26 protein-coding genes and 1 pseudogene are annotated in these 26,166 nt (G+C 60.5%); 11 read left to right on the plus strand and 16 right to left on the minus strand.

Going from position 1 to position 26,166, the window contains the following annotated elements; translation table 11 throughout:
- The first annotated feature begins 6 nt into the window (after positions 1-6).
- The 4 genes from ACFW0B_RS23420 (at position 7) to ACFW0B_RS23435 (ending at position 3,902) form a co-directional block, all read left to right on the plus strand.
- Positions 7-804, plus strand: coding sequence for an SDR family NAD(P)-dependent oxidoreductase (locus ACFW0B_RS23420; RefSeq protein ID WP_449151371.1), 798 nt, complete (start codon positions 7-9; stop codon positions 802-804).
- 85 nt (positions 805-889) lie between these two features.
- Entirely contained in the window at positions 890-2,008 is a 1,119-nt protein-coding gene (locus ACFW0B_RS23425) for an LLM class flavin-dependent oxidoreductase (protein ID WP_449151372.1), read from the plus strand.
- A gap of 34 nt (positions 2,009-2,042) precedes the next feature.
- Positions 2,043-2,921 (plus strand): transketolase, encoded by an 879-nt coding sequence (locus ACFW0B_RS23430; protein ID WP_449151373.1) that lies wholly within the window; start codon positions 2,043-2,045, stop codon positions 2,919-2,921.
- Positions 2,922-3,902 (plus strand): transketolase family protein, encoded by a 981-nt coding sequence (locus ACFW0B_RS23435; RefSeq protein WP_449151374.1) that lies wholly within the window; start codon positions 2,922-2,924, stop codon positions 3,900-3,902. It begins immediately after the preceding gene.
- 365 nt (positions 3,903-4,267) lie between these two features.
- Here the strand turns inward: ACFW0B_RS23435 and ACFW0B_RS23440 are convergent, their stop codons facing one another.
- Positions 4,268-4,393, minus strand: a complete 126-nt coding sequence (locus ACFW0B_RS23440; protein ID WP_449151375.1) for a hypothetical protein — start codon at positions 4,391-4,393, stop codon at positions 4,268-4,270.
- On the opposite strand from ACFW0B_RS23440, the gene ACFW0B_RS23445 reads away from it, so the two are divergent.
- Complete coding sequence (locus tag ACFW0B_RS23445) at positions 4,392-5,618, plus strand: maltoporin (RefSeq protein WP_449151376.1); 1,227 nt, start codon at positions 4,392-4,394, stop codon at positions 5,616-5,618. The two genes, ACFW0B_RS23440 and ACFW0B_RS23445, sit on opposite strands and share 2 nt — an antisense overlap.
- Before the next feature lie 80 nt (positions 5,619-5,698).
- On the opposite strand, the gene ACFW0B_RS23450 is transcribed toward ACFW0B_RS23445, so the two are convergent.
- Entirely contained in the window at positions 5,699-6,604 is a 906-nt protein-coding gene (locus tag ACFW0B_RS23450; RefSeq protein WP_449151377.1) for an NAD-dependent epimerase/dehydratase family protein, read from the minus strand.
- A gap of 228 nt (positions 6,605-6,832) precedes the next feature.
- Here ACFW0B_RS23450 and ACFW0B_RS23455 point away from each other — a divergent pair, with 228 nt between their 5' ends.
- On the plus strand, positions 6,833-7,615 hold the full coding sequence (locus ACFW0B_RS23455; RefSeq protein WP_449151378.1) for an SDR family NAD(P)-dependent oxidoreductase: 783 nt from the start codon (positions 6,833-6,835) through the stop codon (positions 7,613-7,615).
- Positions 7,616-7,950: 335 nt separating this feature from the next.
- On the opposite strand, the gene ACFW0B_RS23460 is transcribed toward ACFW0B_RS23455, so the two are convergent.
- Positions 7,951-9,054: an alkene reductase gene (locus ACFW0B_RS23460; protein ID WP_449151379.1), complete on the minus strand. Its 1,104-nt coding sequence runs from the start codon at positions 9,052-9,054 to the stop codon at positions 7,951-7,953.
- Positions 9,055-9,144: 90 nt separating this feature from the next.
- Positions 9,145-10,098 (minus strand): TIGR03571 family LLM class oxidoreductase, encoded by a 954-nt coding sequence (locus ACFW0B_RS23465; protein ID WP_449151380.1) that lies wholly within the window; start codon positions 10,096-10,098, stop codon positions 9,145-9,147.
- A 619-nt stretch (positions 10,099-10,717) separates the two neighbouring features.
- Here ACFW0B_RS23465 and ACFW0B_RS23470 point away from each other — a divergent pair.
- Together ACFW0B_RS23470 and ACFW0B_RS23475 are read left to right on the plus strand one after the other, a co-directional pair.
- Positions 10,718-10,972 carry a type II toxin-antitoxin system HicA family toxin gene (locus ACFW0B_RS23470; RefSeq protein WP_081608056.1) on the plus strand — a complete coding sequence of 85 codons (255 nt, stop codon included), beginning with the start codon at positions 10,718-10,720 and terminating at the stop codon, positions 10,970-10,972.
- Complete coding sequence (locus ACFW0B_RS23475) at positions 10,969-11,301, plus strand: type II toxin-antitoxin system HicB family antitoxin (RefSeq protein ID WP_003449856.1); 333 nt, start codon at positions 10,969-10,971, stop codon at positions 11,299-11,301. The genes ACFW0B_RS23470 and ACFW0B_RS23475 overlap by 4 nt, the downstream gene beginning before the upstream one ends.
- Positions 11,302-11,777: 476 nt before the next feature.
- Here the strand turns inward: ACFW0B_RS23475 and ACFW0B_RS23480 are convergent, their stop codons facing one another.
- The 3 genes from ACFW0B_RS23480 to ACFW0B_RS23490 form a co-directional block, all read right to left on the minus strand.
- Positions 11,778-12,143: a Rid family hydrolase gene (locus tag ACFW0B_RS23480; RefSeq protein ID WP_449151381.1), complete on the minus strand. Its 366-nt coding sequence runs from the start codon at positions 12,141-12,143 to the stop codon at positions 11,778-11,780.
- A gap of 50 nt (positions 12,144-12,193) precedes the next feature.
- Positions 12,194-12,805, minus strand: coding sequence for a glutathione transferase GstA (gstA, locus tag ACFW0B_RS23485; RefSeq protein ID WP_449151382.1), 612 nt, complete (start codon positions 12,803-12,805; stop codon positions 12,194-12,196).
- A 100-nt stretch (positions 12,806-12,905) separates the two neighbouring features.
- A complete protein-coding gene (locus ACFW0B_RS23490) occupies positions 12,906-13,832 on the minus strand; it encodes a LysR family transcriptional regulator (protein WP_449151383.1) in 927 nt (308 codons plus the stop codon).
- Positions 13,833-13,947: 115 nt separating this feature from the next.
- On the opposite strand from ACFW0B_RS23490, the gene ACFW0B_RS23495 reads away from it, so the two are divergent.
- The gene (locus tag ACFW0B_RS23495) at positions 13,948-15,315 is read left to right on the plus strand and encodes an MFS transporter (protein WP_449151384.1); all 1,368 of its coding nucleotides are present in this window, start codon (positions 13,948-13,950) and stop codon (positions 15,313-15,315) included.
- Between the two features lie 72 nt (positions 15,316-15,387).
- Here ACFW0B_RS23495 and ACFW0B_RS23500 read toward each other — a convergent pair whose 3' ends face one another.
- The 5 genes from ACFW0B_RS23500 to ACFW0B_RS23520 form a co-directional block, all read right to left on the minus strand.
- The gene (locus ACFW0B_RS23500) at positions 15,388-16,884 is read right to left on the minus strand and encodes a UbiD family decarboxylase (protein ID WP_449151385.1); all 1,497 of its coding nucleotides are present in this window, start codon (positions 16,882-16,884) and stop codon (positions 15,388-15,390) included.
- Positions 16,885-16,946: 62 nt separating this feature from the next.
- Positions 16,947-17,369 (minus strand): DoxX family protein, encoded by a 423-nt coding sequence (locus ACFW0B_RS23505; protein ID WP_449151386.1) that lies wholly within the window; start codon positions 17,367-17,369, stop codon positions 16,947-16,949.
- 48 nt (positions 17,370-17,417) lie between these two features.
- Positions 17,418-18,410, minus strand: a complete 993-nt coding sequence (locus ACFW0B_RS23510; protein ID WP_449151387.1) for a hydroxyacid dehydrogenase — start codon at positions 18,408-18,410, stop codon at positions 17,418-17,420.
- Positions 18,407-19,279, minus strand: a complete 873-nt coding sequence (locus tag ACFW0B_RS23515; RefSeq protein ID WP_449151388.1) for a TauD/TfdA dioxygenase family protein — start codon at positions 19,277-19,279, stop codon at positions 18,407-18,409. The genes ACFW0B_RS23510 and ACFW0B_RS23515 overlap by 4 nt, the downstream gene beginning before the upstream one ends.
- A gap of 25 nt (positions 19,280-19,304) precedes the next feature.
- The gene (locus tag ACFW0B_RS23520) at positions 19,305-20,573 is read right to left on the minus strand and encodes an aminotransferase class I/II-fold pyridoxal phosphate-dependent enzyme (protein ID WP_449151389.1); all 1,269 of its coding nucleotides are present in this window, start codon (positions 20,571-20,573) and stop codon (positions 19,305-19,307) included.
- 142 nt (positions 20,574-20,715) lie between these two features.
- Between ACFW0B_RS23520 and ACFW0B_RS23525 the strand changes: the two genes are divergently transcribed.
- Entirely contained in the window at positions 20,716-21,645 is a 930-nt protein-coding gene (locus ACFW0B_RS23525; protein ID WP_449151390.1) for a transcriptional regulator GcvA, read from the plus strand.
- Between the two features lie 319 nt (positions 21,646-21,964).
- On the opposite strand, the gene ACFW0B_RS23530 is transcribed toward ACFW0B_RS23525, so the two are convergent.
- A complete protein-coding gene (locus ACFW0B_RS23530) occupies positions 21,965-22,429 on the minus strand; it encodes a GNAT family N-acetyltransferase (RefSeq protein ID WP_449151391.1) in 465 nt (154 codons plus the stop codon).
- A gap of 467 nt (positions 22,430-22,896) precedes the next feature.
- On the opposite strand from ACFW0B_RS23530, the gene ACFW0B_RS23535 reads away from it, so the two are divergent.
- Positions 22,897-23,355: an AraC family transcriptional regulator gene (locus ACFW0B_RS23535; protein ID WP_449151392.1), complete on the plus strand. Its 459-nt coding sequence runs from the start codon at positions 22,897-22,899 to the stop codon at positions 23,353-23,355.
- An 8-nt stretch (positions 23,356-23,363) separates the two neighbouring features.
- On the opposite strand, the pseudogene ACFW0B_RS23540 reads toward ACFW0B_RS23535, so the two are convergent.
- From ACFW0B_RS23540 to ACFW0B_RS23550, 3 genes and pseudogenes are all read right to left on the minus strand, one after another.
- Positions 23,364-24,217: pseudogene (locus ACFW0B_RS23540) on the minus strand (IS5 family transposase).
- 121 nt (positions 24,218-24,338) lie between these two features.
- Positions 24,339-24,842, minus strand: a complete 504-nt coding sequence (locus tag ACFW0B_RS23545) for a hypothetical protein (protein ID WP_449151393.1) — start codon at positions 24,840-24,842, stop codon at positions 24,339-24,341.
- Complete coding sequence (locus ACFW0B_RS23550; RefSeq protein ID WP_449151394.1) at positions 24,820-25,419, minus strand: DUF6036 family nucleotidyltransferase; 600 nt, start codon at positions 25,417-25,419, stop codon at positions 24,820-24,822. Before ACFW0B_RS23550 ends, ACFW0B_RS23545 begins: the two co-directional genes overlap by 23 nt.
- Positions 25,420-26,166 lie beyond the last annotated feature (747 nt).

The raw sequence follows: 26,166 nt of genomic DNA on the forward strand, positions 1-26,166 counted from the left end.
GCGGACATGCACGACATCGAATACCGCCACCTCCCTGAAACGCCTTTTTTGGAATTGCTGGACCTGCGCGGCAAGGCTGCGGTGGTCACCGGCGGCAGTTCCGGCATCGGCTTCGACATCAGCCGGCGCCTGGCCCAGGCTGGCGCTCGGGTGGTGATCGGCAGCCTGGCCCGCGAGCGCACTGACGAGCTGCTGGAGGAGGGACTGGCCGTCACCTTCATGCAGACCGATGTGGCCAGCCGCGAACAGGTGGCCCGGCTGGCTGAGGTGGCGGCACGAGACGGTGACCTGGAAATCTGGGTGAACAACGCCGGCGTCTATCCGCTCAGGGCGGTGGAGGCGGTGGACGAGGCCTTCTGGGACCGCGTGCAGGGCATCAACACCCGTGCTGCTTTCTTTGGGGCCCAATGCGCCAGTGCGTGCATGGTGCGGCAGGGACGCGGCGGCAGCATCGTCAACCTGGCCTCGGTTTGCGCCCATCGACCGATGGCCAACCACGTGACCTACGACACCAGCAAGGGCGCGCTTCTGGCCATGACCCGCAGCCTGGCCAAGGACCTCAGCGCACATGGCATTCGGGTCAATTCGATTTCGCCGGGGCTGACCGCGACCCCCGGCAATCTGGACCCGGAACTGTTCCGCCAGCATCAGCGGAGCCGAGTGCTGGAGAACATCCCGCTCAGACGCCCCGGCGAACCGGAGGAGGTGGCCAATGCTGCCTTGTTCCTCGCCTCGCCGATGGCCTCGTACATCACCGGCATCGACATCACGGTCGACGGTGGCTGGCTCCTCCACGGCAGCTGACTACTCGCTTGAAGAACCGCCATGGCGCCTTTTGGGGGCGCCACGGCCCGCTATCGCCCGGATAGCCCAATGAAGGAGAAACTCGATGAAACTCGCAATGTTCATGCAGCCCCTGCACCACAAGGGGTGGGACTACCACGAGATGTACGATCAGGACATCGCCTGCGTCGTGCATGCGGACCAAGTTGGCTACGACGAAATCTGGGTGGGCGAGCACACCTCCCAGCGCACCGAGCCCATTACCAACTCCCTGCAGTTCCTTTCGGCGCTCATTCCGCTGACCCGCAACATCAAGCTGTGCACCGGCGTGCTCAACCTGCCTCACCATCATCCCGCGCGCATCGCGGCGGATGCGGCGATGTTCGACCACATGAGCCGTGGCCGATTCATCATGGGCATCGGCCCTGGCGGCCTCGCCTCGGACTTCGAGGTCTACGGCAGCAATGGCAAGGACCGTGGCCAGATGATGGTCGAGTGCTACGAGATGATCCGGCGCATCTGGGCGGGCGATGCGCCCTATGAGTTCGCTGGCGAGTTCTTCAATGTTTCGCTGAAGGATTCGGTCAACCACGAGCTGGAAATTGGCTACATGCCCAAGCCGTTCCAGCAGCCGTTCCCCCGTGTGGCGACCACCGCCATGAGCCCGTTCTCCGGCACCGCCAAGCTGGCCGGCAGTCGCGACTGGGACCTGATGTCGGCGAACTTCAACCCCACCGCGACGGTTGCCTCCCACTGGCAGGCCTATGTCCAGGGCGCGGAGGCGGCTGGACACAAGGCCGATCCACGCAACTGGCGCGTGGCCCGCTCGGTGTTCGTGGCCGACTCGCAGGCCCAGGCCGAAGACTACCTGGCAGATCCGTCCTGCACTCTGCGGCGCTACTTCGACTACATGATCGATAACCTCGCCAGTAACAACTACATGCAGATCTTCAAGACCCGCCCGGACATGACGGACGAGGAGGTGACCGTAGATCACTGCATTCGCGAAATGGTGATCTACGGCGACGCCAGGAGCGTGACCGAGCAGTTGGTGGCCTTTAGCGAACGCACCGGCCCCTTCGGCACCCTGATGACCACCTTCCACGAATGGGACGACGAGCAACTCTGGCGCCGCTCCATGGAACTCACGGCGCAAAAGGTGATGCCGGAACTCGGCCGATACATGCAGCCGCTCCTCGAGGAGCGCGTTGCGGTCAGCGCCTGAGGGCGCGCGGAAGATCATTCACAGTAGGTAGAAAATGACACTCGCAGTCGATTCGAAACAGCCTGATGCATATGCCCTGACGCCGGCCGAACTGGCTCGCCTGAGGGAAAAGGCGCAGTTCATCCGGCTTGAAACCATCCGTCTCATCGAGATCGCCAAGGTGGGGCACTACACCTCGGTGTTCTCCGCGGCAGAGCTCTTCGCCGCGCTCTACTACGACGTCATGGCCCTGCGTCACGGCGAGCCGAAATGGCCTGGGCGCGACCGCTTCATGATGGGCAAGGGGCACGCCGCAGTCGGCCTGTTCCCGGTGCTGGTGGAGTGGGGCTTCTTCGAGAAGGAAATCCTCGACGGCTACACCCGCCTGGGCAACCCGCTGGGCGACCACCCGGATATGCGCAAGGTGCCGGGCGTGGACTTCTCCTCTGGCTCCATCGGCCATGCGCTCTCTGGTGGTCTCGGCATGGCCATGGCCGGTCGCATGCTCGGCCAGGACTTCACCACCTTCGTCATGCTCGGTGACGGAGAGATGCAGGAAGGCCAGGTCTGGGAAGCGGCCATGGCGGCATCACACCACAAGGTCGGCAACCTGGTGGCGATCATCGATCGCAACGGCTTCCAGCTCGACGGCAGCGTCGACGATGTGATCGGTGTTGAGCCGCTCGTGGACAAGTGGCGCGCCTTCGGCTGGGACGTGTACGACGTGGACGGCCATGACCTGGCCGCAGTGACGCCCTTGCTGCGACGCATCAAGGCCGAGCGCGGCCGCGAAAAACCGGTCTGCATCATCGCCCGGACACTCAAGGGCAAAGGCGTTTCCTATATGGAGACCGAGCCTGGCTGGCATCTGGGCTATCTCGACCCGCAAGACGCGCAACGCGCCATCGAAGAAATCAAGAGCAAGGTGATCTGAATGAACACTGGACCTTTGTCCGCGAACTCCTGGCAGTACCGCGCCCTGAACACCCAGACGCCAGGTCTCAACGCCCTGTCCGACGCGCTGTTGGAGTTGGTGGAGCAGGGCGAGCCGGTTGTCGCCGGTACCGCTGACCTGCAGTACTCCAACGGTCTGTCGAAGTTCGCCGAACTCTGCCCGGAGCGTTTCGTGCAGTTCGGCATCTCCGAGCAGAATATGGTGTCCTGCGCCGCCGGCATGGCCGCGGTGGGCATGAAGCCCTTCGTCGCCACCTTCGCCTCCTTCCTGCCGTTGCTGTGCTGCGAACAGATCCGCATGGACGTGGCCTATTCGGCGCTGCCCGTGCGCCTGATTGGCCACCACGCGGGCATTTCCCTGGGCTTCTACGGCACCTCGCACCACGCTACCGAAGACCTGGCCATCATGCGCGCGATCGCCGACATCACCATCGTCGCGCCCGCTGACGCCAACCAATTGAAGGCTGCTATCAAGGCCTCGGCCCACCACCCGCAGCCGATCTACTTCCGCATCCAGCGTGGGCGCGATCCGGTGGTCTACGAAGAGGAACCGGACTTCGTGTTCGGCAAGGCGACCACACTGTTGTCTGGCGAGGAACTGACCATCATCGCCACAGGCTCCATGGTGCATCCGGCACTGCAGGCGGCACAGGCGCTGAACCGGCAGGGCCACTCGGTCGGCGTGCTGGATATGACCACGGTGAAACCGCTGGATGTCGAGGCCGTGCTGAAGGTCGCTCGCGAGAGTCGGGCCATCCTCACGGTGGAGGAGCACAACATCCTCGGCGGCCTGGGTGGCGCCGTGTGCGAGGTGATCGCCGAAGCTGGTATCGGCACGCGCATCCGCCGCCACGGCATCTATGACGAGTACAGCCTGATTGCACCGCCGACCCACCTGTACCGCCACTACCGCCTGGACGCCGAAGGCGTCGAGAGCGTAGCGCGGGAAATGCTTGGCTGATCCCTTCGGGGACCCGCGCAGGGTGCCGGCCCAACCGGCACCCTGCATTCCAGAACTAACGAGGAGGAGGGCGGTACCCGATATTCCATCGCACGGCGTCACGCAACGACTTCACCTGAATCGCCTCTGCCCGACAGAGCTACTGCTTGCCGAACAAGAACAATCAAGAGAGCAAGAATGAACCTGAATTCCCCCGTAATAATGGCGGCGCCGACTGTGGCCCGTCCTATTCGTACCCGACGCTTTGGCATTCCCTCGTCCACGGTCTGTCGTCCCAAACCGGTTCTCCCCGCCAAATCCGGCCCACACCCGCTATAGGCACGCGCCTGATCGCCGCCCTCAGCCGGCGGCACTGATGTCGTCCCTCATTCACGGTCGATAGCGCCAATCGACAGGGCTTTGCTGGTGAGCAAAACCGCTCGCCATGGACTGCCGTTGCCCGGCGTTTTCTCGACTGCTCGCACAACAAGAACAATCAGCGGAGCACGCATGAACACTCATACCCTCAGCAAACTGGTGGGGGCGGCCTCTGTCGCCCTGATCCTGCCCCTGCCGTCCCACGCCCTGGAGTTCACCGGCTACGTGCGTACCGGTGTCGGCGGGGCCGACAGTGGCGGCACCCAGAGCTGCTTCCAATTACCGGGGGCGCCGGCAAAGTACCGCTTGGGCAATGAATGCGAACAACTCGCCGAACTGGACCTGCGTCAGGACCTGTTCAAACCGGGCGATGGCTCGACCATCAGCGTCGAAGGCATGGCGCAGCTGTTTAACGACTACGGTCACACCCCCGAATTCACAGGTGAGCACGGCTACTCTCGGATGGTGCAGATGTACGCCGAATGGAGCGACATGCCAGCGCTGGGTGGCGGATCCTTCTGGGCCGGGCGCCGCTATTACAAGCGCAAGGACATCCACATCTCGGACTTTTTCTACTGGAACCAGAGCGCCACTGGCTTCGGCCTGGACAGCGTTGGCATCGGCGACCTGAAGTACAGCTATGTGTTTTCGCGCAAGGACAACGTCTTCCAGGACCCCTACATCAACCGTCACGACTTCAACGTGGCGGGCTTCCAGACCAACCCCGGCGGTGAACTCGAGTTGGGCGTCAGCTACCTCGAAAAGCCCGACAGCACTGACGCCCACAGCGGCTGGTCGGTGCACGGACAACACAAGCAGAAGCCATTTCTTGGTGGGCTGAATACCTTTGTCCTGCAATATGGTCGTGGCCCCGGCACCGCGCTGGGCTTCACTGGCGACCCGACGCTGGACAATGCCAACCAGAGCTGGCGCGTGGTGGAGTTCTTCGACTGGCAGGTGACGCCGCGCTTTGGCGGCCAGTTCGAAGTCGTCTATCAGAAGGACAAGCGTCCGGAAGGCGACGACCAGAACTGGCTTTCCGTGGGTGTGCGCCCGGTCTACGCCGTCACCGATCAGTTCAAGCTGATCACTGAGCTGGGCCGCGACCAGGTGGAAGCCCCCGGCGGTACCCGCAAGCTGACCAAGTTCACCATCGCGCCCACCTGGTCGCCGGCCGGCCCGGGCTTCTGGCAGCGCCCGGAAATCCGCTTGTACTACACCTACGCCAAATGGAACGATGCGGCCCAGCGTGCGGCGAGCCAATTGGCGGCGGGTTCGGCCCTGTCCGACACCGGCGCCTTCGGCGATGCGCTGCACGGCTCGAACTTCGGTGTGCAGCTGGAATACTGGTGGAAGTAGGCCGGTGGCCCCCTAGAGCGGGGGGCGCCAACTGAAACGAAAACGGAGCCATCAGGCTCCGTTTTCGTTTGCGATGGGGGTTACCAGAGATTTTCGGTGCTTTCGATCCACTGGTGGATGGACTCGCGCTGCGGTTGCCAGCCCAGAAGACGCCGTGCATTGACAGCGCGTACCCGGCTATTGGAACCGATCGCGAAGCGTGCCCAGTCACCCAGCTCGGCGATCGCCTCGTCGGCCGGCCAGCTCTGCAACTTGCCGCCAAAGCCCAGGGCGCGACTGATGGAGGCCGCGATTTCAATGAACGAGGACTCGCCGTTCTCGGCAAAGAAGATCGAGGCCGAAGGGGCATGTTCCAGGGCCAGGCGATAGAGCTCGGCCAGGTCCTGGATGTGCACATTGGACCAGCGGTGCACGCCCTCGCCCATATAGGCGCCGGCGCCGAACTGGCGGGACTTGGCAAGCAGTTTGGGCAACTGGTCGCTCTCGGTGGGTAGGCCCAGGGCGTCGCCGTAGATCATGGTGGGGCAGAACACCACGCTCCGGATGCCATCCTCCACGCCCGCACGCCGTACCAGTTGATTGATCTCGACGCGGTCACGGCGGATGTCCATCGGCTCGAACGGGGTCTCGTCAGTGAAGATCGCGTCGCGCTCATAGGCGCCCCGGGCATCATCGCCCACCACGCTGGATCCGGAGGTATGGATGAAGACCTTGCCGGTGCCGCGCAGGGCCTTGATGAAGGTCTCGACGCTGGCGCGGTGGTCCGAGTTGGCGGTGTGCACCACCGCATCGGCGGCCTCGGCCTGCCGGGTCAGGATATAGGCATCGTCCAGCGTGCCGAGTATCGGTGTGATGCCCAGTGCCTGCAGGGCATCACGCTTGCTCGGGTCGCGGATCAGGCCGGTGACTTCGTGATTGGCATCGACCAGGTATTTGGCCACGGAACTACCAATGTAGCCGGAGGCGCCTGTAATGAAGATTTTCATCGTGGACCTTTTCTTGAATGCTTGGAAGTTATGCCCCGGAAGGCGGGTTATTGCATTTACACGTTATTCGGATTGCAGGTATCAATGCCAGTCGATGGGCCGGAACAACTCTTGTGAGGTCAATTCACTTTCAAGATTTCATGAATTCAGGTTTAAGGAGAAGTGAATGGGCTGTACCAGTTGGCTCGTATAGATTTCGCGAAACAATAAGTAAAAGGGTCCTATACGATGGATTACCAGCTGGTAGACAAGAACGTCCTAGTCACGGGCGGCGCCTCAGGCATTGGCAAGGCCATTGCCCAGTGTTTTCTGGCTGAAGGCGCGCGGGTTGTGGTCAGCGGCCTGACCGAGGATATAGTCAGGGAGACTTGCGAGGAACTGGGTCCGCGTTGTACCGGGATGGCCGGAGACCTGACACGTCCGGAAGTTGCTGAGAAACTTGCAAAACTTGCAGTCAGCAATGGGAAGATCGATTACCTGATCAACTGTGTCGGCATCTTCGAAGTCCGGGATTTTTTCAAGACTGATGACGAGCAATGGTTTCGTTATTTCGATGTTAATGTGATGACTGCCGTGCGCATGACGCGTCTAGTCATGGGCGACATGCTGGCCGCGGGTGAAGGTTCGATCATCTTCATCAGCAGCGAGTCCGGGGTTAAGCCGCAACCCTGGATGGTCCACTACGGCGCCATGAAGTCCTGCTTGCTGGGGGTTTCGCGCGCGCTCGCCGAGTTGACCAAGGGAACTGCGGTACGGGTCAACACCATCCTTCCTGGGCCCACCTATACCGATGCAGTCAGGCGCTACCACGCAGAAATCGCCGCCGAAAAGGGCATCACCCCGCAGCAGGTGGTAGCGGACTACTTCAACGAAACCGAGCCAACCTCCCTGATCCGGCGGATGATCGAGCCGGAGGAGGTCGCGAGGAGCGTGCTTCATGTCGCGGCTTCTCCGGCCTTGAATGGCATGGCCATGCGGGTTGAGGGCGGCACAATTCGCAGCATCATCTGATCCCGCGCCAGGGCACTCCGGCGTTTGCCCGCCGGAGTGCCGGCCGCCGCTCAACAGGTCAGGCTCTGCGCCAATTCCGGCACCGCGCTTGCTGGACTCAGTAGCCTGGACGATATCCGAGGAACACCAGCCACCGCTCCCCGATTTCATCGGGCTACGATTTTCTGGCCCACTCAGGACGCTGGCCACACCCTTTTCCAGGGGGGGCTCGCCGAGCGTGAATATCTACTGAGCGGTGACGTCCAGGACCGCGTACTGGATGCGCTGCGAGAGCAGGGGGGGCGGCTGGCGTCGAGCCTGGTGGTACTCGACGCCAGCCATGGGCCGGAGCACCTTCAGAGGCTGGCCACGGGATAGTCGATATAACCGGCCGCGCCGCCGCCGAAATAGGTGGCGCGGTCGCCGACGGCCAGCGGGACGCCGCGCTCCAGTCGCAGCGCCAGGTCCGGATTGGCGATGAAGGCCCGCCCGAAACCGATGAGGTCGGCCCAGCCCCTGGCCAGTGCTTCTTGGGCCCGTTCCCGGGTGTAGTTGCCGGAATAAATCAGTGTACCGCTGAAGATCAATCGCAGTGCTTCTTTGAAGGCGGCAGGCATGACCGGCGCGTCGTCCCAGTCGGCTTCAGCGATATGGATGTAGGTCACGCCGATCTCATCCAACAGCTTCGCGGCGGCCAGGTAGGTCGCTTCCGGCGTGTCATCGACCGCCCCTTGCAGGGTGGTCAGCGGGGCCAGGCGCACGCCCAGGCGGTCCTTGCCGATCACCTCGGCCACCGCCTCGCAGACTTCGCGCAAGAAGCGCAGCCTGTTCTGCAGGGAACCGCCGTACTGGTCGGTGCGTGAGTTGGCCCCGGAGTCGATGAACTGATTGATCAGATAGCCATTGGCGCCATGCAACTCGACTCCGTCGAAGCCCGCTTCGAGCGCATTGCGTGCAGCCCGTGCATAGGTGTGGACGATCTCCTGGATTTCCTCAACCGCGAGCGCGCGCGGAGCGGAATGCTGGATCATCTCGCCGACGCCGGCCTGGGGGCCGAAACCCTGTGGGTCGATGAACACCTTGACCCCCTCGGCTACCAGCGGCGAGGACGAGACCGGCGCACCGTTGTCGGGTTGCAGGCTGGTATGGGAGACACGTCCGACGTGCCAGAGCTGAGCGAAGATCAGGCCACCGGCTGCGTGGACGGCATCGGTCACCTTGCGCCATCCGGCCACCTGCTCTGGTGTGTGTATGCCCGGCGTCCAGGCATAGCCTTGCCCCTGCTGGCTGATCTGAGTGCCCTCGGAAATGATCAGGCCGGCGGAGGCCCGCTGGCTGTAGTACTCGGCCATGAGCTCCGTTGCGACATTGCCCGCCGCCGCGCGGGATCTGGTCATGGGCGGCATGACGATGCGGCTGGTGGTCTGAACAGGGCCGAGTTGGTATCGGGTAAAAAGCATGGTGTCGCTCCGTGGGATGGCGGGGCCGGGGCCCCGAGAGGGTAGGGGCGGTTGAGGCCTTTCCCCGGTGTTCAGGACCAGGCGCCGTATTCAGCCAACAAAGGCCACATCCAGGGATTGATCGTGGAATGCGGGCAGTATGTGAGTCGCCAATTCGTCGATGACCGCGCGCAGGTCCCGTTCGCTTCGGCGCAGGTGCAGCCCGATGTGATGCACGCCCAGTTTCCGCAGATTCCGCAGTTCCTCTATGAGTGCCAAGCGGCCGCAGTGGCCGCCGAAGCGGAAACGTCGCATGGGGGCGCGTGGGTCGGCATCGAGGTCAAGATGGAAGAAGCTCACATAGGGCTTGTCGCCGCCCATCTCGCGCCAGAGTGCCGCGCGGTGTTGATGTTCTTCCGGGGTGCCGGGGTAGCTGAGCCAGCCATCCATGTTGGCGCCGACCCAGGCAGGCGACTGTTGCGCGAGTCCTGCAACGAGCAAAGGAATGCTGTCGATCGCATCGGGCAGGACGCAGGCGCCTTCCGGCAGGAGTGAGGTGCCCTGGCTGCGAAGCAACTCGACCGCATGACGAAAGCGGCTGCCGCGCTTACCGAAGTCCTCACCAAAAAGCGGGTACTCCATGGGACGGTCTCCGCTGGCAACGCCGAGCAGAAGGCGGCCATTGCTCAACTGGTCGATGGAGTTTGCGGCCTTCAGCGTCAGCCAGGGCTGGCGCAGCGGAAGAACCACCGCTGCAGTGCCGAGCATGATGGTGCGGGTGATGCCTGCCAGGTAACCCAGGTAGCTGAAGGTTTCAAACACCTGGGCAGCGTCACCGAAAGCCGGGTCGTAGAGGGGGACGTCGCGAACCCAGAGCGCGCTGAGGCCTGACTCATCGGCCAGTTTGGCTAACTCGGCGTGATGCTCCAGGCGGGGCATACCCTGCGGCCGCCCTTCAGCCACACGTAACTGCTGGCCTTGCCTCGACCAGTCATTATCGAGCGGCAATTCAAGGCCAATGGAAAAGCCGCGACTGCCAAGCAGCCGTTGGAATCGTGAGTGCATGGTGATCTCCGCCAAGCCTAAGCAGTGGTCTGGGCAATCCTGCTGTTTGGGCAACAAACTCCTGCCGCGAGCAGGTGACTACCTGTCAGGCCGAAGTGGGCAAAGTATCTTCATGGGAAGGGCAGAGAAAAATGCAGGCGGAGGCACAAGTCACTTGAGATGAACTCATGAATCGCAGCCTAGACACTTCTACCTTCTGGGTGAGGCCAACTGTTCCTACTGCTATGTCGTGGCTGGACAAGGTCACGCGTGGACTGGTGGGACTGACCCATTAGCCGCAGAAGGCGCCAATCTGGTCAGGGACTTTTGCGGGAAATCGTTGAAAATCGTCAGATAGCGTAGGACATCGGTTGCAGCGAGCGCCCTAAATGATGCTATTAAAATCAGCGAGTTACGAGGTCGACCACTGGCATGGGGTGTAGGAGGGCGATGGTGTACTCCCTAGCTTGTCAGGGCGCTCCTCAACACGCCTTACTGCGGCTACTTTCAGCATTTTTGAGGCCGCGTACGTGTAGTGATAGGCGTATCAACCGATGCTGGACGGCGATTCACCTGGCGCAATAGAGCGTCCCCGATTGAACGGCTTGTTGTGCTATCTCTTTCTGCTATCATTCTTGCCATGAAAAATCGACACCGCAAAACCCTTGAGGCCATTTTTCGTACGCCGACCAGTGCGGCGGTGGTGTTCTCCGATATCGAGGCCTTGGTTCTACACCTAGGCGGTCAGGTGCTGGAGCGTGAGGGATCCCGGGTCAAACTCGTACTGGGAGATGTGCAATGGCGCTGCCATCGCCCGCATCCTGGGAAAGAGGCAAAGAAGTATCAGGTAGAAGAGGCTCGCGAGTTCTTGCAGCGGGCAGGAGTTGAACTATGAATAGCATGAGTTACAAAGGCTACATTGCTCGCATCGAGTTCGATGAGCGTGATGATATATTCGTCGGCCGTTTGTTGGGCGTGCGGGACATCATCAGCTTTCATGCAGAGTCGGTGGCAGGACTGCGTGCAGAGTTTCAGTTTGCAGTGGATGACTACTTGGCCGACTGTGCCGAGCGAGGGGTTAGCCCGGAGAAGCCGGCATCCGGCAAGGTGATGTTGCGTATTCGTCCAGAAGTACATGCAGCCGCCACTATCGCCGCCCAGGCTGCTGGAAAAAGCCTGAACCAATGGGCGGACGAGGTATTCGAGCGCGCTGCGCATGCGTAACGGCAGGGATTGCCGACTCTTCTGCAGCGCATAGGAAGCGGGGGGAGTCGCAACTGTATATCGTGCTTCAGGTCCGTCAGCTAAAAAACTCTCCAGAAAGTTACGTTCCCATTCATCGTGGTTTTGCGCTGTCCGGTGTGCTCGGTACACGCCATTGTGCTTGTCCCATGTCCAGGGACTGGGGACAAGGCGGATGGGATCTGAATGAAAAGTCGAGACGTTGGACTGCTGCTCAACGGTTTCATTATGACCGAGTTAAGCTAACGACCAACGAACAACTCGTTTCCAAAGTTTGGAACTATGCCTATGCCCTTCGCGATCAGGGCATTTCCAACGGCGATTACTTTGAGCGGATTACATACCTGCTATCCTTCAAGATGGACCACGAGTGCGTCGATTTGCACGCCAAACTCACTCCGCAGTTTCCGTAACAGCCAAGTACGCTTCAGACCAATCATCATGACGGCAAGATAGAATTACTGCCGCTCACGCTGACGCAATGCAACGGCGGTGATTTCAATGAGCAGTGAACCTCCGAGCTCAACACCAATGCACGAACGTTGGGGCCAGCATTGCGGATCGTCTCCGATCCACTGGTTCCAGATATCGTCGAATACGGCCTTGTCGGCCATCCTGCGCAGCATGACACTCACCGACAGCAAGGTGTCTTTACTGGCTCCGAGCTGAGCCAGGTTGGAAGCCAGGGCTTCCAGAGCAAGACGTGCCTGATCAGCGATATTCGCTTGGGTATCTGGTGAGGTGGCCACGCCGAATACGAGATCCTCATAAGCCGAGCCAAGGCATCTGCCCGGGAAGGATCCGGGTAGTCGGTCAATCAACATGGATTTCTCCTGGGGAAGACTGCCGGAGAGCGACGCCCGGCAGTTCGAGCTCAAACGGGGGCTGTCGCTTCTTCCGCAGCAATCGCTGCCTGGACGGCTGGTCGCTTTTCCATGCGCTGCACGAACCGGCCAAGGACGGGCCATTTCTGGATGTCGATCTGAAACACCGGAAGCCATGTGAGGACGGTGTAGAGGTACGCGTCTGCGACGCTGAAGCGGCCGGCGAGGTAGTCCTGTTCGCCCATGAGCTGCGAGAGGTAGTCGAGGCGCTTGAACAGCCTCTCCTGGAAGATGGCCTTCGCTTCCTCTGGAAGGTCACTGTTGAACAGGGGGGCCGAGCCCGCATGCACCTCGGAAGTGATGAAGTTCAGTAGTTCCTGCAGGCGAACCCGTTCCCACGTGCCGTTGGCAGGAGCCAGGCCAGCATCCGGATGCGCATCGGCGATGAATTGGAGGATGGCCGGCCCCTCGGTCAACACTTCGCCGTTATCGAGCACCAGCGCCGCCACATACCCCTTGGGGTTGATCTCTCGGAAATCGCGGCCGTCGGCGGTTCGTTTGGTCTTGTTGTTGACCCGGATCAGCTCGAACGGAGTCCCCAGCTCACGGAGCACGATGTGGGGCGATAGCGAACACGCCATGGGAGCGAAGTAGAGTTTCATGTAGATCTCCTGACTTGGTCTTGGAGGTCACATCCTCGTGCTCGCTCGGATGACGCGTAAATTTAGATTTCCAGTTCGTGGGTATTACCTGCGCTTATGATCAGGCGGCTTGCACCGATGCGGCCTCGACCACCATCGGCAGCTCCACGCCAAGCGCCGATTTGCGAACCTGCTTGAGGAATTCCTGGGCCGCTGCAGACTCCTGGCCACTTGCCGAGCAGACGAGTCCGAAACGGCGATAAATTGGCGGACTCAATTCATAGATGCGCATGTTGTGGAAGTCCTTGGGGAGGGTGGAGGCCGGGACCATGGATACCCCCATGCCTTCGCCAATCAATGCGAATGCGGTGGTCCAGTCACGCACGGTCAAGCGGATATCGGAGAGCGCGAGCCCCTCGCGTTCCATGAGGCTCCTTCCATGCAGATGGCAGCCTCCGGTGGCGACGATGAAGGGCTCATTGACCAGTTCGGACAATGCCACGGTGCTCGAGCTCGCCCTGCGAGCCAGGTAGTGGTTAGTGGGTACCGCCGCCACCCAGGAGTCGTAACCGATCATCACGGGATCTCGTTCAGGAGCGGGATTCATGACAATGCCCAGGTCGATGCTGTCGCTCGCCAGCCAGTCTTCGACTTCTTCGTCTGTGCCCTCCAGGGAAACGATCTCGATACCGGGATGGAGGCGCGTAAAGGCCTGGAGCAGGGGGGAGAGAAGGGAAGCGAACACCGACGGGAAGCTCGCCAGTTTGATGCGGCCCAGGTGACAGCCGCGACTGGCGTCCACCAGGTTCTGGATCGATTCCAGTTCGCCCAGCATGCGCCGGGCCCTGACCACGATCTGCTCGCCGATGGCAGTTACCGTCGTCTTTCGGCGCTCACGTACAAACACCTTCACACCCAGGGCTTCCTCCATCTGGGTGATTGCCTGGCTGGCTCCAGACTGCGTGATGCCAAAGCGTTCTGCGGCTCGCGAGACGTTTTCTGCATCCGCAACCGCCACCAGCAGTTTCCAATGCATCAGGTTCATCATGATTAGTAGATTTCCTTATGCCGTAAGGCTGAATAATTAACTTTACCTCTATTATGGACGCCGCTCAGCATTGGGTTCTTTTTCATTGACATGGCGCAAAGGCAGGTTAGCCGAGATGTCCAGAAACCCATGCGACTGCTCACCATCCTCCCCCAGGCGGGTACTGCTCGCGGTAGCCTTGGCCTCCTTTATGGTCGCGTTGGACGTTACCGCGCTGAACGTCGCACTTCCCGCTGTCGGCAAGGCACTGAATGCCGGAATGGATGGCCTGCAATGGATTGCGGGTGCCTACACACTGGTGTTTGCCAGTTTGCTGCTAACTGCGGGAGCGCTGTCGGATCGCTACGGCGCCCTGGGGGTGTTCTCCGTGGCACTCGTAGAGTTCGTGCTGGCCTCGCTCGCTTGCGGTATAGCCCCCGATTTGTCTTATCTGATTGCGGCCCGGGTCGCCCAGGGGATCGGCGCGGCCCTCATGCTTCCGAGTTCCATGGCGCTTCTGGCAGCGGCTTATCCGTCGCCAGCTGAGCGTGGCCGGGCGATGGCCGTGTGGGGCGGCGTATCGGCGTGCGCATTGGTGGCCGGGCCTGTCGTGGGTGGTGGGCTGATCGAATGGGCGGGTTGGAAGTGGATCTTCTTCCTCAACCTGCCGGCGGGCGTGGTGACACTGATCGCGATTTTGTGGTCGCCAATCAGGGTTCCCGCAGTGCCGCGACGAGCGGACCCTCTTGGTCAGATGCTTTGCAGTGGGGCGCTGGGCGGATTCATCTTCGGGCTTATCGAGGGGCCAGTCTTGGGTTGGGCTTCGTGGCCCATTATTGGTGCCTTCGCGACGGCGTGCGTGGCTTGCGGGCTGTTCGTCAGATGGCAGCGCGTGGCCGAGTCGCCAATGTTGCCATCTGGCCTCTTTGTCGAACGATCCTTCTGCCTTTGGGTGGGCACGTCGTTCTTCCAGACACTGGCGTACTACGGCAGTCTGTTCGCGATTCCGATCGCGCTGCAGGAGCGCGGCTGGTCTGCCGTGCAGGTGGGCGCGACTATGCTCCCGATGACTTTGGTTACCGGCATTCTGGCGAGTTTGTCCGGCTGGCTGTCGGCTCGTGTGGGTAGCGCAGGCCTTTGCTCGGCCGGTCTGTTCGCCGCAGCGATGGGGAGTGCCGTCCTGGCATCTGTTGAACCGTCCTGGAATGTCATGCTTGGAGCCGGAATGCTGTTGGGGCTTGGCGGCGCCACCTTGCCACTGATCGTGTCGGGCTGTCTTTGCACGATTCCCTCGATGAGGATTGGGGTGGGAGCAGGGGTACTGAACACGGCCCGGCAAACGGGCGGCGTGGTTGGTATTGCGGTCCTCGGACTTTGCCTCCAGGGGCCGCAGGGAACCGCCCGTGCCATGGCGGTGGTAATGCTTGCGTTCCTGCTGGCTGGTGGACTGGTAGTCCTCCAGCGTCGACTCGGGATGGCAGCGGCTTTGTCTGATGCGACTTGATTGATTCCCGGCCCGGGCGCACGTGGGCGCCCGGTGGGGGATAGCAAGTGATGGTTTGGGGATCAAGGTGCTTCAATCCCGGGCTTCAGGGTCGAACACGGTAATGGCGGGGATGGCACCCGGGAGTCCAAGCTGTCCCCAGCGATCTTCGAGTTGCCTGTACAGGGATTCGCGAAGCAGCGTCCGTTCTGGAAAGCTTCGGATGTGGCGGTAGTCCTTGCACGCATTGATGAGCGCTTTGGAACCAAAGAAGCGTTTCTCTTGCGGATTCTGCGCCGGATCGAGGGGGGACCCACGTGTATTGCGCAGGATGTCGATGTCGTCTGCAGGAGTTGAGCGGGTGGCCATGGCCCAGAGCACCTGGTTCATGTCCGTCGGATCGACGTCTTCATCTACGGCGATGATCCATTTACTGATGTAGGCGCCTCCCGGTACCTGGCTGGCCAAGGCCAATACCTGGCTGGCGTGCCCCGCATACTTTTGCTCCAGGCTGACTATGATCATCGCAAACGCGCCGGCAGCCGCTGGAGGACAATAGACGCCGCGGATGCCCTGGATACCCAGTTTGTCCAGGTCGTTCCAGATCTTGGCTGACCGGATGGTGGAGAAGAACGCGCTCTGTTCATTCGACGGATAATCGGCCATCAAAGCGTTGGTCAGGATCGGCGCGTTTCGAAAATGCAGCGAAGTCACTTCGATGAGCGGGCAATCCAGATCCTTGTAGCCGTAGTAGCCGGTGAACTCGCCAAATGGCCCTTCTTCCCGAGTGGCGTGTGGATGGATGATGCCTTCAAGTACCACTTCGGCCCTGGCGGGTATCAGGAGATCGGAGTCGCGAGCCCGTACCACGTCAATTGGCTTGCCTTTGATTCCACCAGCGAAGTCGTACTCCGAGGTTCCAGGCGGAAGGGACTGCGATCCAGCAACCATAAGGAGTGGATCCATGCCCCATGCCGCGGCAACCCTCAGACCCTGGTTCCTTGCCCACGCCTGGTGGATATGGCGGAGCGCGTCCTTGCCTGGCGCCAGCGATAGGCCGACATGCTTGGGTCCTTGTACCATCATTCGGTAGGTCCCCAGGTTCAGATAGCCGGACTCCAGATCGCGGGTGATCACGGCATCGGCGGTTCCACCATAGGCTCCACCGTCCCTGGGCCAATGCTTGGGAATCGGCAGTCTGGTCAGATCGATGTCTTTGCCGTACAGGCTGTTTTCATAGATGGGCGCCTCGAGAGGGCTAATTTCCACCGGCGGGATGCTGACCTTCAGGCGATCCTTGGTACGGCGAATCAGCTCCAGCGTGGAGATGCCCGGGGTCTGCTCCATGGTCACAGCCGTGCGGGCGACGCTGGGGCCAAAGAGGTTCCACAGGTGGCGAAAGCCCAGCGGAGATTCGTTCTGCTCGAAGAGCACTGCGGGTGAGGTGGGCTGTTTGGCCATCAGGTAGGTAATAGCGCTCATTTCTTCGTTGGCGTCCACCTGGCCGGTAACGCGCTGCAGCTCGCCCAACCGTTCAACTCTGTCCAGCCAGTCACGCAGGTCGGCGACCGGCTCAAATACGTCTGACATTGCTACTTCTCTCCTTGAAAAAAGAAGCGGCCGCGGCTGGTTGCCGTGAGCCGCTTCGGGTATCAGCGTCCGTCGATGGAGTAGCGACCGGGTCCAAGCAGGGCGAGGAACAGGAAGCCGCCCGCGATACTTACGTTCTTGAAGAAGTGCACGAACTGCGTGTGGTGAGCGACCGGATCGGTCAGGCTCCAGTAGGCGTGGCCAATGAGGCCGGTACCGATGGTGTATACCGCGAACAGTGCCGCCAGGGGACGGGTCCAGAACCCTAGCAGCAGGGCGATGCCGCCGAAGAACTCGACGATGGCGCCGATGATGGCGGTTACCCGCGGCATGGGTGCATCGACCGAAATCAGGTACTCGACGAAGCTGTCGTTGTCGGTCACATAGGTGAAGCCGAAATACCCATAGAGGATCAGGATCAAGATCCGGGCCAGCAGAATCATGGCGTCTTTCTGGTCATCGAGCAGGTGATAGCGCAAGTACATAGGATTCCTTCCAGAGTGATGGCTCGGGTGGTCGTCCACCCGGCCAGGTCATGCCAGGCCCAGTTCCTGGGCATTGATTGCATTACGTGCATTTGGTCTGCCATCGAACACATCGATGACGTTGCCGGCCGCCAGCACGGCCATGCGGGAAACCGCCTCCCTTGACACACCTGCCAGGTGTGGCGAACAGAGCAGGTTGGGCAGAGCCGCCAGGTCCAGTTCCGACGGTGGTGGTTCGGGCATGAAGACATCCAGAGCCGCTCCGGCCAGGTGACCATCCCTCAACCGCTCGACGAGCGCCTGTTCATCGACTATGCCGCCTCGTGCTGTGTTGATGAGGCATGCGCCTGGCTTGAGCCGTTCGAGCCTCTCGCGTCCGATGAGCCCAAGCGTTTCCGGGGTGCGAGGGCAGTGGAGGGTGAGAAAGTCGATTGTCGGCAGAGCGTCGTCCAGGCTGGCGATCTGGTGTGCGCCTGGCGGAATGCTGCTGGCTGTAAGGCAGGGGTCGTAGACGTTGACCTGCATCCCGAAGGCCAGGCAGAGCTCCACGACCCGTGAGCCGATGCGGCCACAACCCACGACCAGCACCGACTTTCCGTCCAGTTCCACCGGTAGGTATTGGTAGCGCTCCTGCCAGCGTCCGTCCTTCACCAGGCGCGTGAGGGTGTCGCTCTTCTTGGCCAGCGACAGCATGAAGGCCAGCGTGTGTTCGGCCACTGGGCGATGATTGGCGTCCGCGCAGACCATTACCGGAATGCCGGCCGCGCTCATGGTCGGGATATCGACGGCGTCGTAGCCCACGCCGATTCGCGATACCACTTTAAGACCACGGGCGGCATCCAGTTCCGCGGCACCAAACGGGGTCAGCCCGAGGATGACGCCATGTACCGCATCGAAGCTGTTCAGCAATTCGAGGAAGTCGTGCTTCGAAATGGTGTTCTGGAACTCCACCAGTTCAACGTCGGTTCTCTCGCTGAGCATCCGTTTGCCGTCTTCGCCCAGGATATGCGCAGTCAATACCCGCTTGCGGACCTCCGTCATGCCACATCTCCTTGCGTCGTCCGCGTGCCGAAGAATTCGCGGTCGGTGACGCCGATCCGATACATCAACCGGTCCGCATCGGAAGCTAGCTCGGTGGCGCAGTGCCAGACTGAGCGGTTGTCCCAGATCAGTATGTCGTTGGCTTCCCACTGGTAGTTGAAGACCCGCCCAGGTGTCAGCACATGGGCGAAGATCTGATCCAGCAGCCGACGGCTTTCATCTGCGGAATAGCCCACCAGTTGGGTGGTGTATCCCGGGTTAAGGTAAAGGCTGCGACGCCCGGTAGCCGGATGGTGGAGGATGGTGGGGTGTCGCTGGGCGGGGACCGTTGCTGCAAGGCGATCAAAGATTTCCTGAATGGATTCCCCGAGGTCGTCATCCTTCACCTTATAGGTCCAGCGGACGTCATGAATCGCCTGGCGGCCTTCCACCGCACCGCGCAACGGCAGGGGCAGGTCGCGTAGCGCGACTTCCATATCGACGAACAGCGTGTCACCAGCGTCCTGGGGCACCTGCTGGGCATGCAGGAAGGTGAGGGCGAGCGGGGTGGGCAGATAACTCGAATCGCTGTGCCACATGTTGCCGAGCTTGCGAGCGCCCACTGCACCGGCCGGCCGGCGATTATTGATCACCAGGATGTTGGGGTAATCCGGGTCGTGGTAGTTCTTCAGCTTGAACTGTTCCAGCAGGCCAAAGCGCGCGGCAAAGGCCTGATAAGTATCGCGGGATATTTTCTGATTCTTGAGGGCGACCACCTTGCGCTGGTAGATCAGGTTCTGCACCTCGGCGATGTCGGCATCGCTGGCGGTCTGCACATCGAAGTCGGTCACTGCGGTCACGAAAGTGTCCGAAAGCGGGATCTGTTTCACTGTGGGCTCTCCTACGCCGTCCGGATCACACGGTCACGCTGCGTGCGGGCTGCTTATCGAGCACTGGGTTGCTCTTGAGCATCAGGCTCAGATCAAGCAGGTCGGCCGGGTTATGCGCCGCGGTCACCGCCATGCGCAGCGCGGCCTGCCCCCGTGGCACGGTCGGGAAGAACACCACGGAGGTGTAATGGCCGTGTTTGAGTAGATGCTCGCCCTTGGCGATGGCCTCGTGTTCGTCACCGATGCGAACGATCCGGATTGGCAGCTCGCTGCCCTTGGTCTCAGTCGGTATCAGATTGTCGAAGAGGGCGAGATTGTTGCGCAGGGATTTCTGCAGCTTGCCAAGTTCCGGGCTCATGTGTATTTCGGCAGAGGCCAACGCAGCACCGACAGCCGCCACGTTCGGCGCGCAGGAGAATCCATAGGTCGGCGCATAGCGGCGGATGGCGTTCTCGATATCCCGCGTGCCGAGCATCAGCATGCCGCCAGCGGCGCCATAGCCTTTGCCCAGCGAGGCGGCAATGATGGTACGGCCATCCAGCTCATCGAGTTGCGAACGCACGAAACCCTCGCCTCGTTCTCCCACCACCGAGATGCCGTGGGCATCGTCGAGGTAGACAAAGAGGCCGTACTTGTCCTGCAGAGCTCGCAGTTCGCGCACCGGGGCGGCGCCTCCCATGGAGTATGCGCCGTCACCGATGTAGGCCACTTGGCGCCCGGTCTGGCAGAGGCGCTCCAAGTGTTCCAGGTCGTTGTGGTCGATGACCAGTACCTCGGTTTCTTCACGAAGCACCGGGATGTGGTACTGCAGCGTCACATGGGCGAAGCGGTCGACGGCGATCAGCGGCTTTTCACCGTTGGTGAACAAGCCCGCAGCAAGGAGCGGAAGCGCCCCCATGTTCGCCGCCGCCACAGTGGGGAAAACCACTACACCATTCACCCGGAAAAGTTGCGCTAGCGTGTGCTCGAGTCGCATCAGCGGTTCGGCGGAAAGCCGAGTCCTGGCCACCGAAAAATGAACGGAACGAATTTCATCCATCGCTGCCTGGGCAGCCGCCAATACCTTGGGATGGTTATCCAGGTTCAGGTAGCCGCAGCGGGTGTAATCGATCACTTCCTGTCCGGAGGTGGCAATTTCAATCCGGCGCTCTTCCAGAACCCTGCAGGAAACACCCATGAGTCCCTTCTGGTAAGCACTGTCGAAATGCGGCCGGCTGATTTCGGCCATGCGGGAGGCGTTCCGAGCCTTCCCAGGAGTCATCTGGAACACGCTGTGTTCGGTAGTTTGTTTCATCGCTCATCGTCCTGTTGAGAAGCCCTGGCGGCGGTCGGTATGACCGATCGGGCGGCGCTAGGATCAGGCGTGGCTGAAACAATTTGCAAAGGACATTAAGGGTGATACCTTATGACATAAATTCATGCCATGTGTTTTTCTTATGACAGTAAGGATGCCGTCACTAAATGGACTCAAGGCATTTGAGTCCGCTGCCCGCCACATGAGCTTTACTCGTGCGGCGGAAGAACTGAACGTTACCCAGACAGCCGTCAGCCATCAGATCCGGCGGCTGGAGGGCGAGCTCGGGGTTCGGCTGTTTCTCAGGTTGAAAGATGGCTTGGCGCTGACTGCGGAGGGCCAGGCTTACTTTCCTGGCGTGAAGTGTGCGTTCGAGCAATTGCGCCAATGCACTGAGGCGCTCTGGGAACCGAAGAAATCCAGTACCTTGACCATCAGCACACTGGTGTCCCTGGCGTCGAAATGGCTGCTGCCTCGTCTCGCCGGGTTTCAGGAGGAACACCCGAACATCGATGTGCGGGTCAGTGCGTCCACTGACTTGGTCGATTTCAGATGCGGGGGCGTTGATGCCGCCATTCGCTTTGGCAATGGCCATTGGCCGGGCCTGAGAGCTGATTGGTTGATGTCGGACGAGGTATTTCCGGTGTGCAGCCCCCGGTTGTTGAACTCTGCGCATCCTCTTCGCGAGCCCCGTGACCTGGTCAATCACACGCTGCTACAAGTTAGCGGGATGACAGGTGGCGACTGGAACGATTGGCTACAGGCGGCCAGGGTCGGGGGGGAACTGAAGAAGTCGAGTCGCTTGACCTTCGACTTGGCCATGATGGCTGTCCAAGCTGCGGTCAACGGAATGGGCGTATGCATCGGTAGGACCAGCTACGTTGAAAACGATCTGAAGTCCGGGGCCTTGGTCGCGCCTTTCAATATACGATTGAAGTCAGCACATGGTTTCTATCTCGTCTCGCCTGTTGAGTATGCGGAATCGAGCAAAATCACGGCATTCCGGACTTGGTTGATAAGGACGATCCAGCAATCGCATCTGGAAAAGCCAGAATTTGCCAAGGCAAGCTAGCCAGGAGCGGGTGGCAGCGGGACCTACATCCCCTTTGCCGGCTTGAATGCGCCCGACGACCGCAACAGTCTCGATTGCTGCATTTCCAAGCAGTGGTGGAATCTTCGACGTTGTCTGGTCTGTCCACTCGGGCCGGGACAGACCGTCTGGTAAGCGGCTAACGGTAGCGAGTGGGCGAAAACGATTCATCTTGCCGACCTCGCAAGGATCGTGAAGGAACCCCAAGCCCACTCGCAGTCTTAGGTTCTGTACGAAAAGTCGCTGCAGGAAGAGTCGCCGATTCATAGTGGCGGGGGCGCCAGGGCGCCCCCGCCTTTGATCATGCTGGCATCCGTCGCATGATCAGCTCGCCATCTATGACTTCGCCGGTCTCGACGAAGCCTTCGGAGGCGTAGAGACGTCGTGCCCCGATGTTCTCCGGGGCGACGCCAAGGGCGACACCGGGGCCACCCGGTAACCCTTGAAGGTATGCCAGCAGTGCCCGCAGAGCGGCGCGGCCATAGCCGCGGCCCTGGTGGCGGTAGTCGACCATTAGGCGGTAAAGCCAGCGGCGGTTCTCGTCCGGATCGAGGGCGTGCATCAAGAAACCGACAATTTCACCGGTCTGTATGGCACGTACGGCCAAGGGTTCACACCAGGGACTGTCGGCAGCCTGCTCCAGCGATTCGGCATTGCTGGCGATGAAGTCAAGTTGGTCGTCGCGTACCCGCAGGGCACGGCAGTGGGCTTCTTCCTCAGGCGAGCTGAGGGCAACAAGAAACACCGGTGGGCAAAGAGTAGACATGTTGGATTCTCCGCGGGGCAGCAAGGGCCCCTCCAGGATTTCGTTGACGGTTCATTAGCGGACACATCATTGGAAGCTGGGTCATGGGGCACCTCCTTGTTCGCGGATGGAAAGACAGTCGGCTGATCCGGCCGACCGGGGCGTGATTCTAGGGGCTGTCTGGGAATTGCACAAGCGATCCTCCAAGGCACTAACTTGGTATGGCGCCCCGAGCAGAAGCTTCACTCGGATCAAGTTCTTTGCCGACACGGTTCGGCACAATGTCCAGCTGGATAGCCGTATCCGGTATCGGCGGTTCCAGGGACTGCCCCTGGCCAGGGTGTTGCCGCAACTGCTATTTTTCTTAGCCGCCCGGAGCCGCAATAGCTCTTTTCGCTTGGCTAAACCTGGGCGGAGGCAATACAGGTGATTTCGGCAAGGGATGAAAGTGCCTCATGGTGATCTGCCAGGCAAACAGGGAGTTACAGATGAAGGAAAAAGTCATTGCCCCACAGCGGGTGCTTTTCATCGGCCAAGAGTTGTCCATCCCGGAAGTCGCCGAGCAAGCGCAGGTGTGTTGTGCCGAAATCATACGAGTGGCCCAAGAGCGGGGACTTCAAGTCGCCGGCCCTTGGGTGTTCGTCTCCCACAAGCTTCCTGACAATGCCAGCGACCGGTTCCGGATCGAGTTCTGCCTGCCAGTGGAGGGTAGCCTGGACGAGCCAGCCGGTGCAGTCGAATGCCAGCTGCTAACGGCCTTGCGCTGTGTCCATGGCGACTACCGCGGACCCCTTGCCGACGTCTTTGCCCGAGGCTATGCGGAGCTCGTCGAGAAGGCCCGCGCGGCCGGCCATAAACTGACCGGCGAAAGCCGGGAGGTCTATCACAGCTGGCAGGGTGCGGACTCGCTGGCCAATCACATAGAGCTGCAGTTCGGCATCGTCTGAGATAGCACCTAGGTTCTGTACGAAAAGTACTGCCGTAGGCATCGCAGCGTGCAAGCCAGCGTGACCATTGCGGCAAAACTCCTGGCGAGCTTGTCGTAACGGGTGCCGATTCTCCGATTCTCTTTGAGCCAGCCAAACATCCGCTCGATGATGTTCCGCTGCCGGTATTTCGGACGATCAAACAGTCGGGGTAGTCCTGGCTTGGGTTTGCGCTTCATGGTGCGTTGCGGAATCACCGGCTGCATGCGGTAGCGGTCGCAGTACAGGCGCAGATGCTCGGCATCGTAACCTTTGTCTGCCAGTAACCAATGGCAGCGCTTACGAGGCCGTCCCGATTTTCCGGGGATGCGTACCTGATCCAAGAGTGGCTGAGCATGGGGCAATGTCGCTGGCCTGCCTCGGTGACAGCATGAAGCGGAGAGGTATCCCATTGGCATCGCAGATCAGGTGAGTCTTGGTGGTCAGGCCGCCTCGGCTACGTCCCAGTGCGTGATCTACCGGTTCTTCTGCCCTCTCCTTTTCCCAGCGCCAGAAGAGGCTAGGGGGGCACGCACCGCGGTGGAGTCGACCATCCACGTATCCAGGTCAATCAGGCCTTCGTGATTCAACCGGACGTGCAATCGCTCAAATACTCAGTCAAACGTGCCGTCGTCTCGCCAGTCACGGAACCGTTGTAAACCGTCGGCCACGGGCCGAAACGTTCCGGCAGATCACGCCAGGCGGCACCGGAGCAGAGAATCCAGAAGATGCCGTTGAGCACCAGCCAATCATCACTTCGAGGTCGGCCCATCTTCTGTTCCGGGGAAACCAGATCCTTGATCAACTCCCAGCCCGCATCCGGGAGTTCGTAGCGCCTTGCCATGTGGGCCTCCAGCCAATCATGGAGGTGATTCTACCTGTACCGACTTTTCGTACAGAACCTAGTAAGGCATTTCAGCAGCTGGCCGCAGAGCGGGCCTGAGAATAGGGGAGAGTGGATGCTCTCAGGTAGAGGCTTTGACCGCTTGCTGAAGGGGCTTGTAGCCTGACTTCACATGATGTTCATCGACATAGTGGCGAGTCTGGTAGTCGAGGACGGATGAGAACAGCCGACTTGCGTCCTCATCTACACCCCACTGCTTGGCCAGCTTGTCCTTTGTGTGGTTGGCAGACTGGCGCCATGGCTTGGCGTTGACCAACTGGGTCTCCCACTTACGCACGAATTGCTGGAGTTCGCCCGCCCTGCGGTCGTCTAAGCAAGGATAGCGGCGGAGGCGATCCAGCAGGTAAAGCAGGCGTCGCTTGCGTAGCGGCGGCACAACTGGGTCATTCAGGCGTGCCTGCACCTTGCTCTTGGCGCGTGAAGTGTCATACCACACAGATTTCGCGAAGAGTGCAAAGACATCCTCCTCCACCTTGTAGAGGGGGGCTTTGCTCACCATCACCAGAACATACTCAAGGTTGTCCAGGGTGCGGTTTCTTGGCTTAGGCTTGGTAGCAGAATTCATCTAGCACCAGTTTCAAGTAGCTTAGAGTTGTCGGTTTGTCGCACGGGCAATCATCAATCGCTCTTCGCGCAAGCATATCAAGACTTTCGAGGTTGATGCTTTTCGCTCGGATGAGCGTGCGAATATCTTCGTGATCGCGCTCGTTGAAACGGCCCAATTTGGTAATGACCAGATCGACGGGCGAAGCTACGAACACCTGCAGTACTGCGTCTTCCTGGCCCGGTATCAACGGGATCGCCCGCTCTGCGAAATCCTCGTGGATAGGACAGAGGGTTGTATTGAAGCGTGGGTCGTACTGCACCTGCAGCTCGCGCCCGTCCATTTCGTAGTCCTCGGGGACGCCATCGAGCAGGGCCATCACTTCCTTGCGATCCACTCCCCTGGAGATTTCGAGTTCTGCGTCAACGTCCGCGCTACCCCGAGCATTCGTCAGAATATGCAGGGCACAACCGCCGAAGATGTAGGCCTTGAATGCGCCTGATCTTTTTCCTTCCAGCAGCGGCAGTACGCGCTCGAACATGCGGACGACAGCAAGGGTGAGCGGGCTGTCCAAATAGACTGGAGTATCGCTGGCCATGGGGTTTCTGGAGTGCCGTACGGTGACTTGGGTTGCCCACCCTAGCACGGCTAGTGTTTTGCAGGGAGAACCGCGCAATAAGCGGTAGTTGGGAGGGGAGCGATGACCAGGTTTCCTAATTTTGGGGCCATGACGACCTTTAACCAACACTGTCACGATCCGCTCGGTGGGCCCAGTGGAGCACGGATCAAGGCTGTACTCGATTGCAAGGTAGGAGGGGAGTCTCCTCCAAGCTGGCCGGGCACCTGCTACGTTGCCAATATCAACGCTCCCAAGGTGGTCCAGGCACACAGGGACTTTTGCGGGAAATCGTTGAAAACCGTCAGGTACCGTAGGACATCGGTTGCAGCGAGCGCCCTAGATGATGCTAGAAAAATCAATGAGTTACGAGGTCGACCACCGGCATGGGGTGCAAGGGGTCGAGTGTTCGAATCACTCCGTCCCGACCAAAAATCCCTAGAAAATCCAGTCACTTAGCGGTGGCTGGATTTTTTTATGGGCGGGAGTTTTATCTGCGAGCTGAATTTTGTGCCACTTTTTGTGCCACCGGCATTTTGGGGCTGCCGAGTGAGGGATTGGCTCGCCATCTGCCCTCCTTGCCCAGTGGGTGGGGACTCAACGTAAGCGCTCCATAAATCCCGTCCGCCTGGACGGGGTTTGTTTTCAGGAAGCCGGGACAGAAGCTGGCGAGCAGTTCCACGGCAGCAGTGCTTCGTAATCCTCAACGCTGCTGGCGGTTGGCAGGCG

It is taken from the genome of Metapseudomonas phytobenefica, assembly GCF_043392685.1.
In the GTDB taxonomy this organism is placed as follows: Bacteria; Pseudomonadota; Gammaproteobacteria; order Pseudomonadales; family Pseudomonadaceae; genus Metapseudomonas.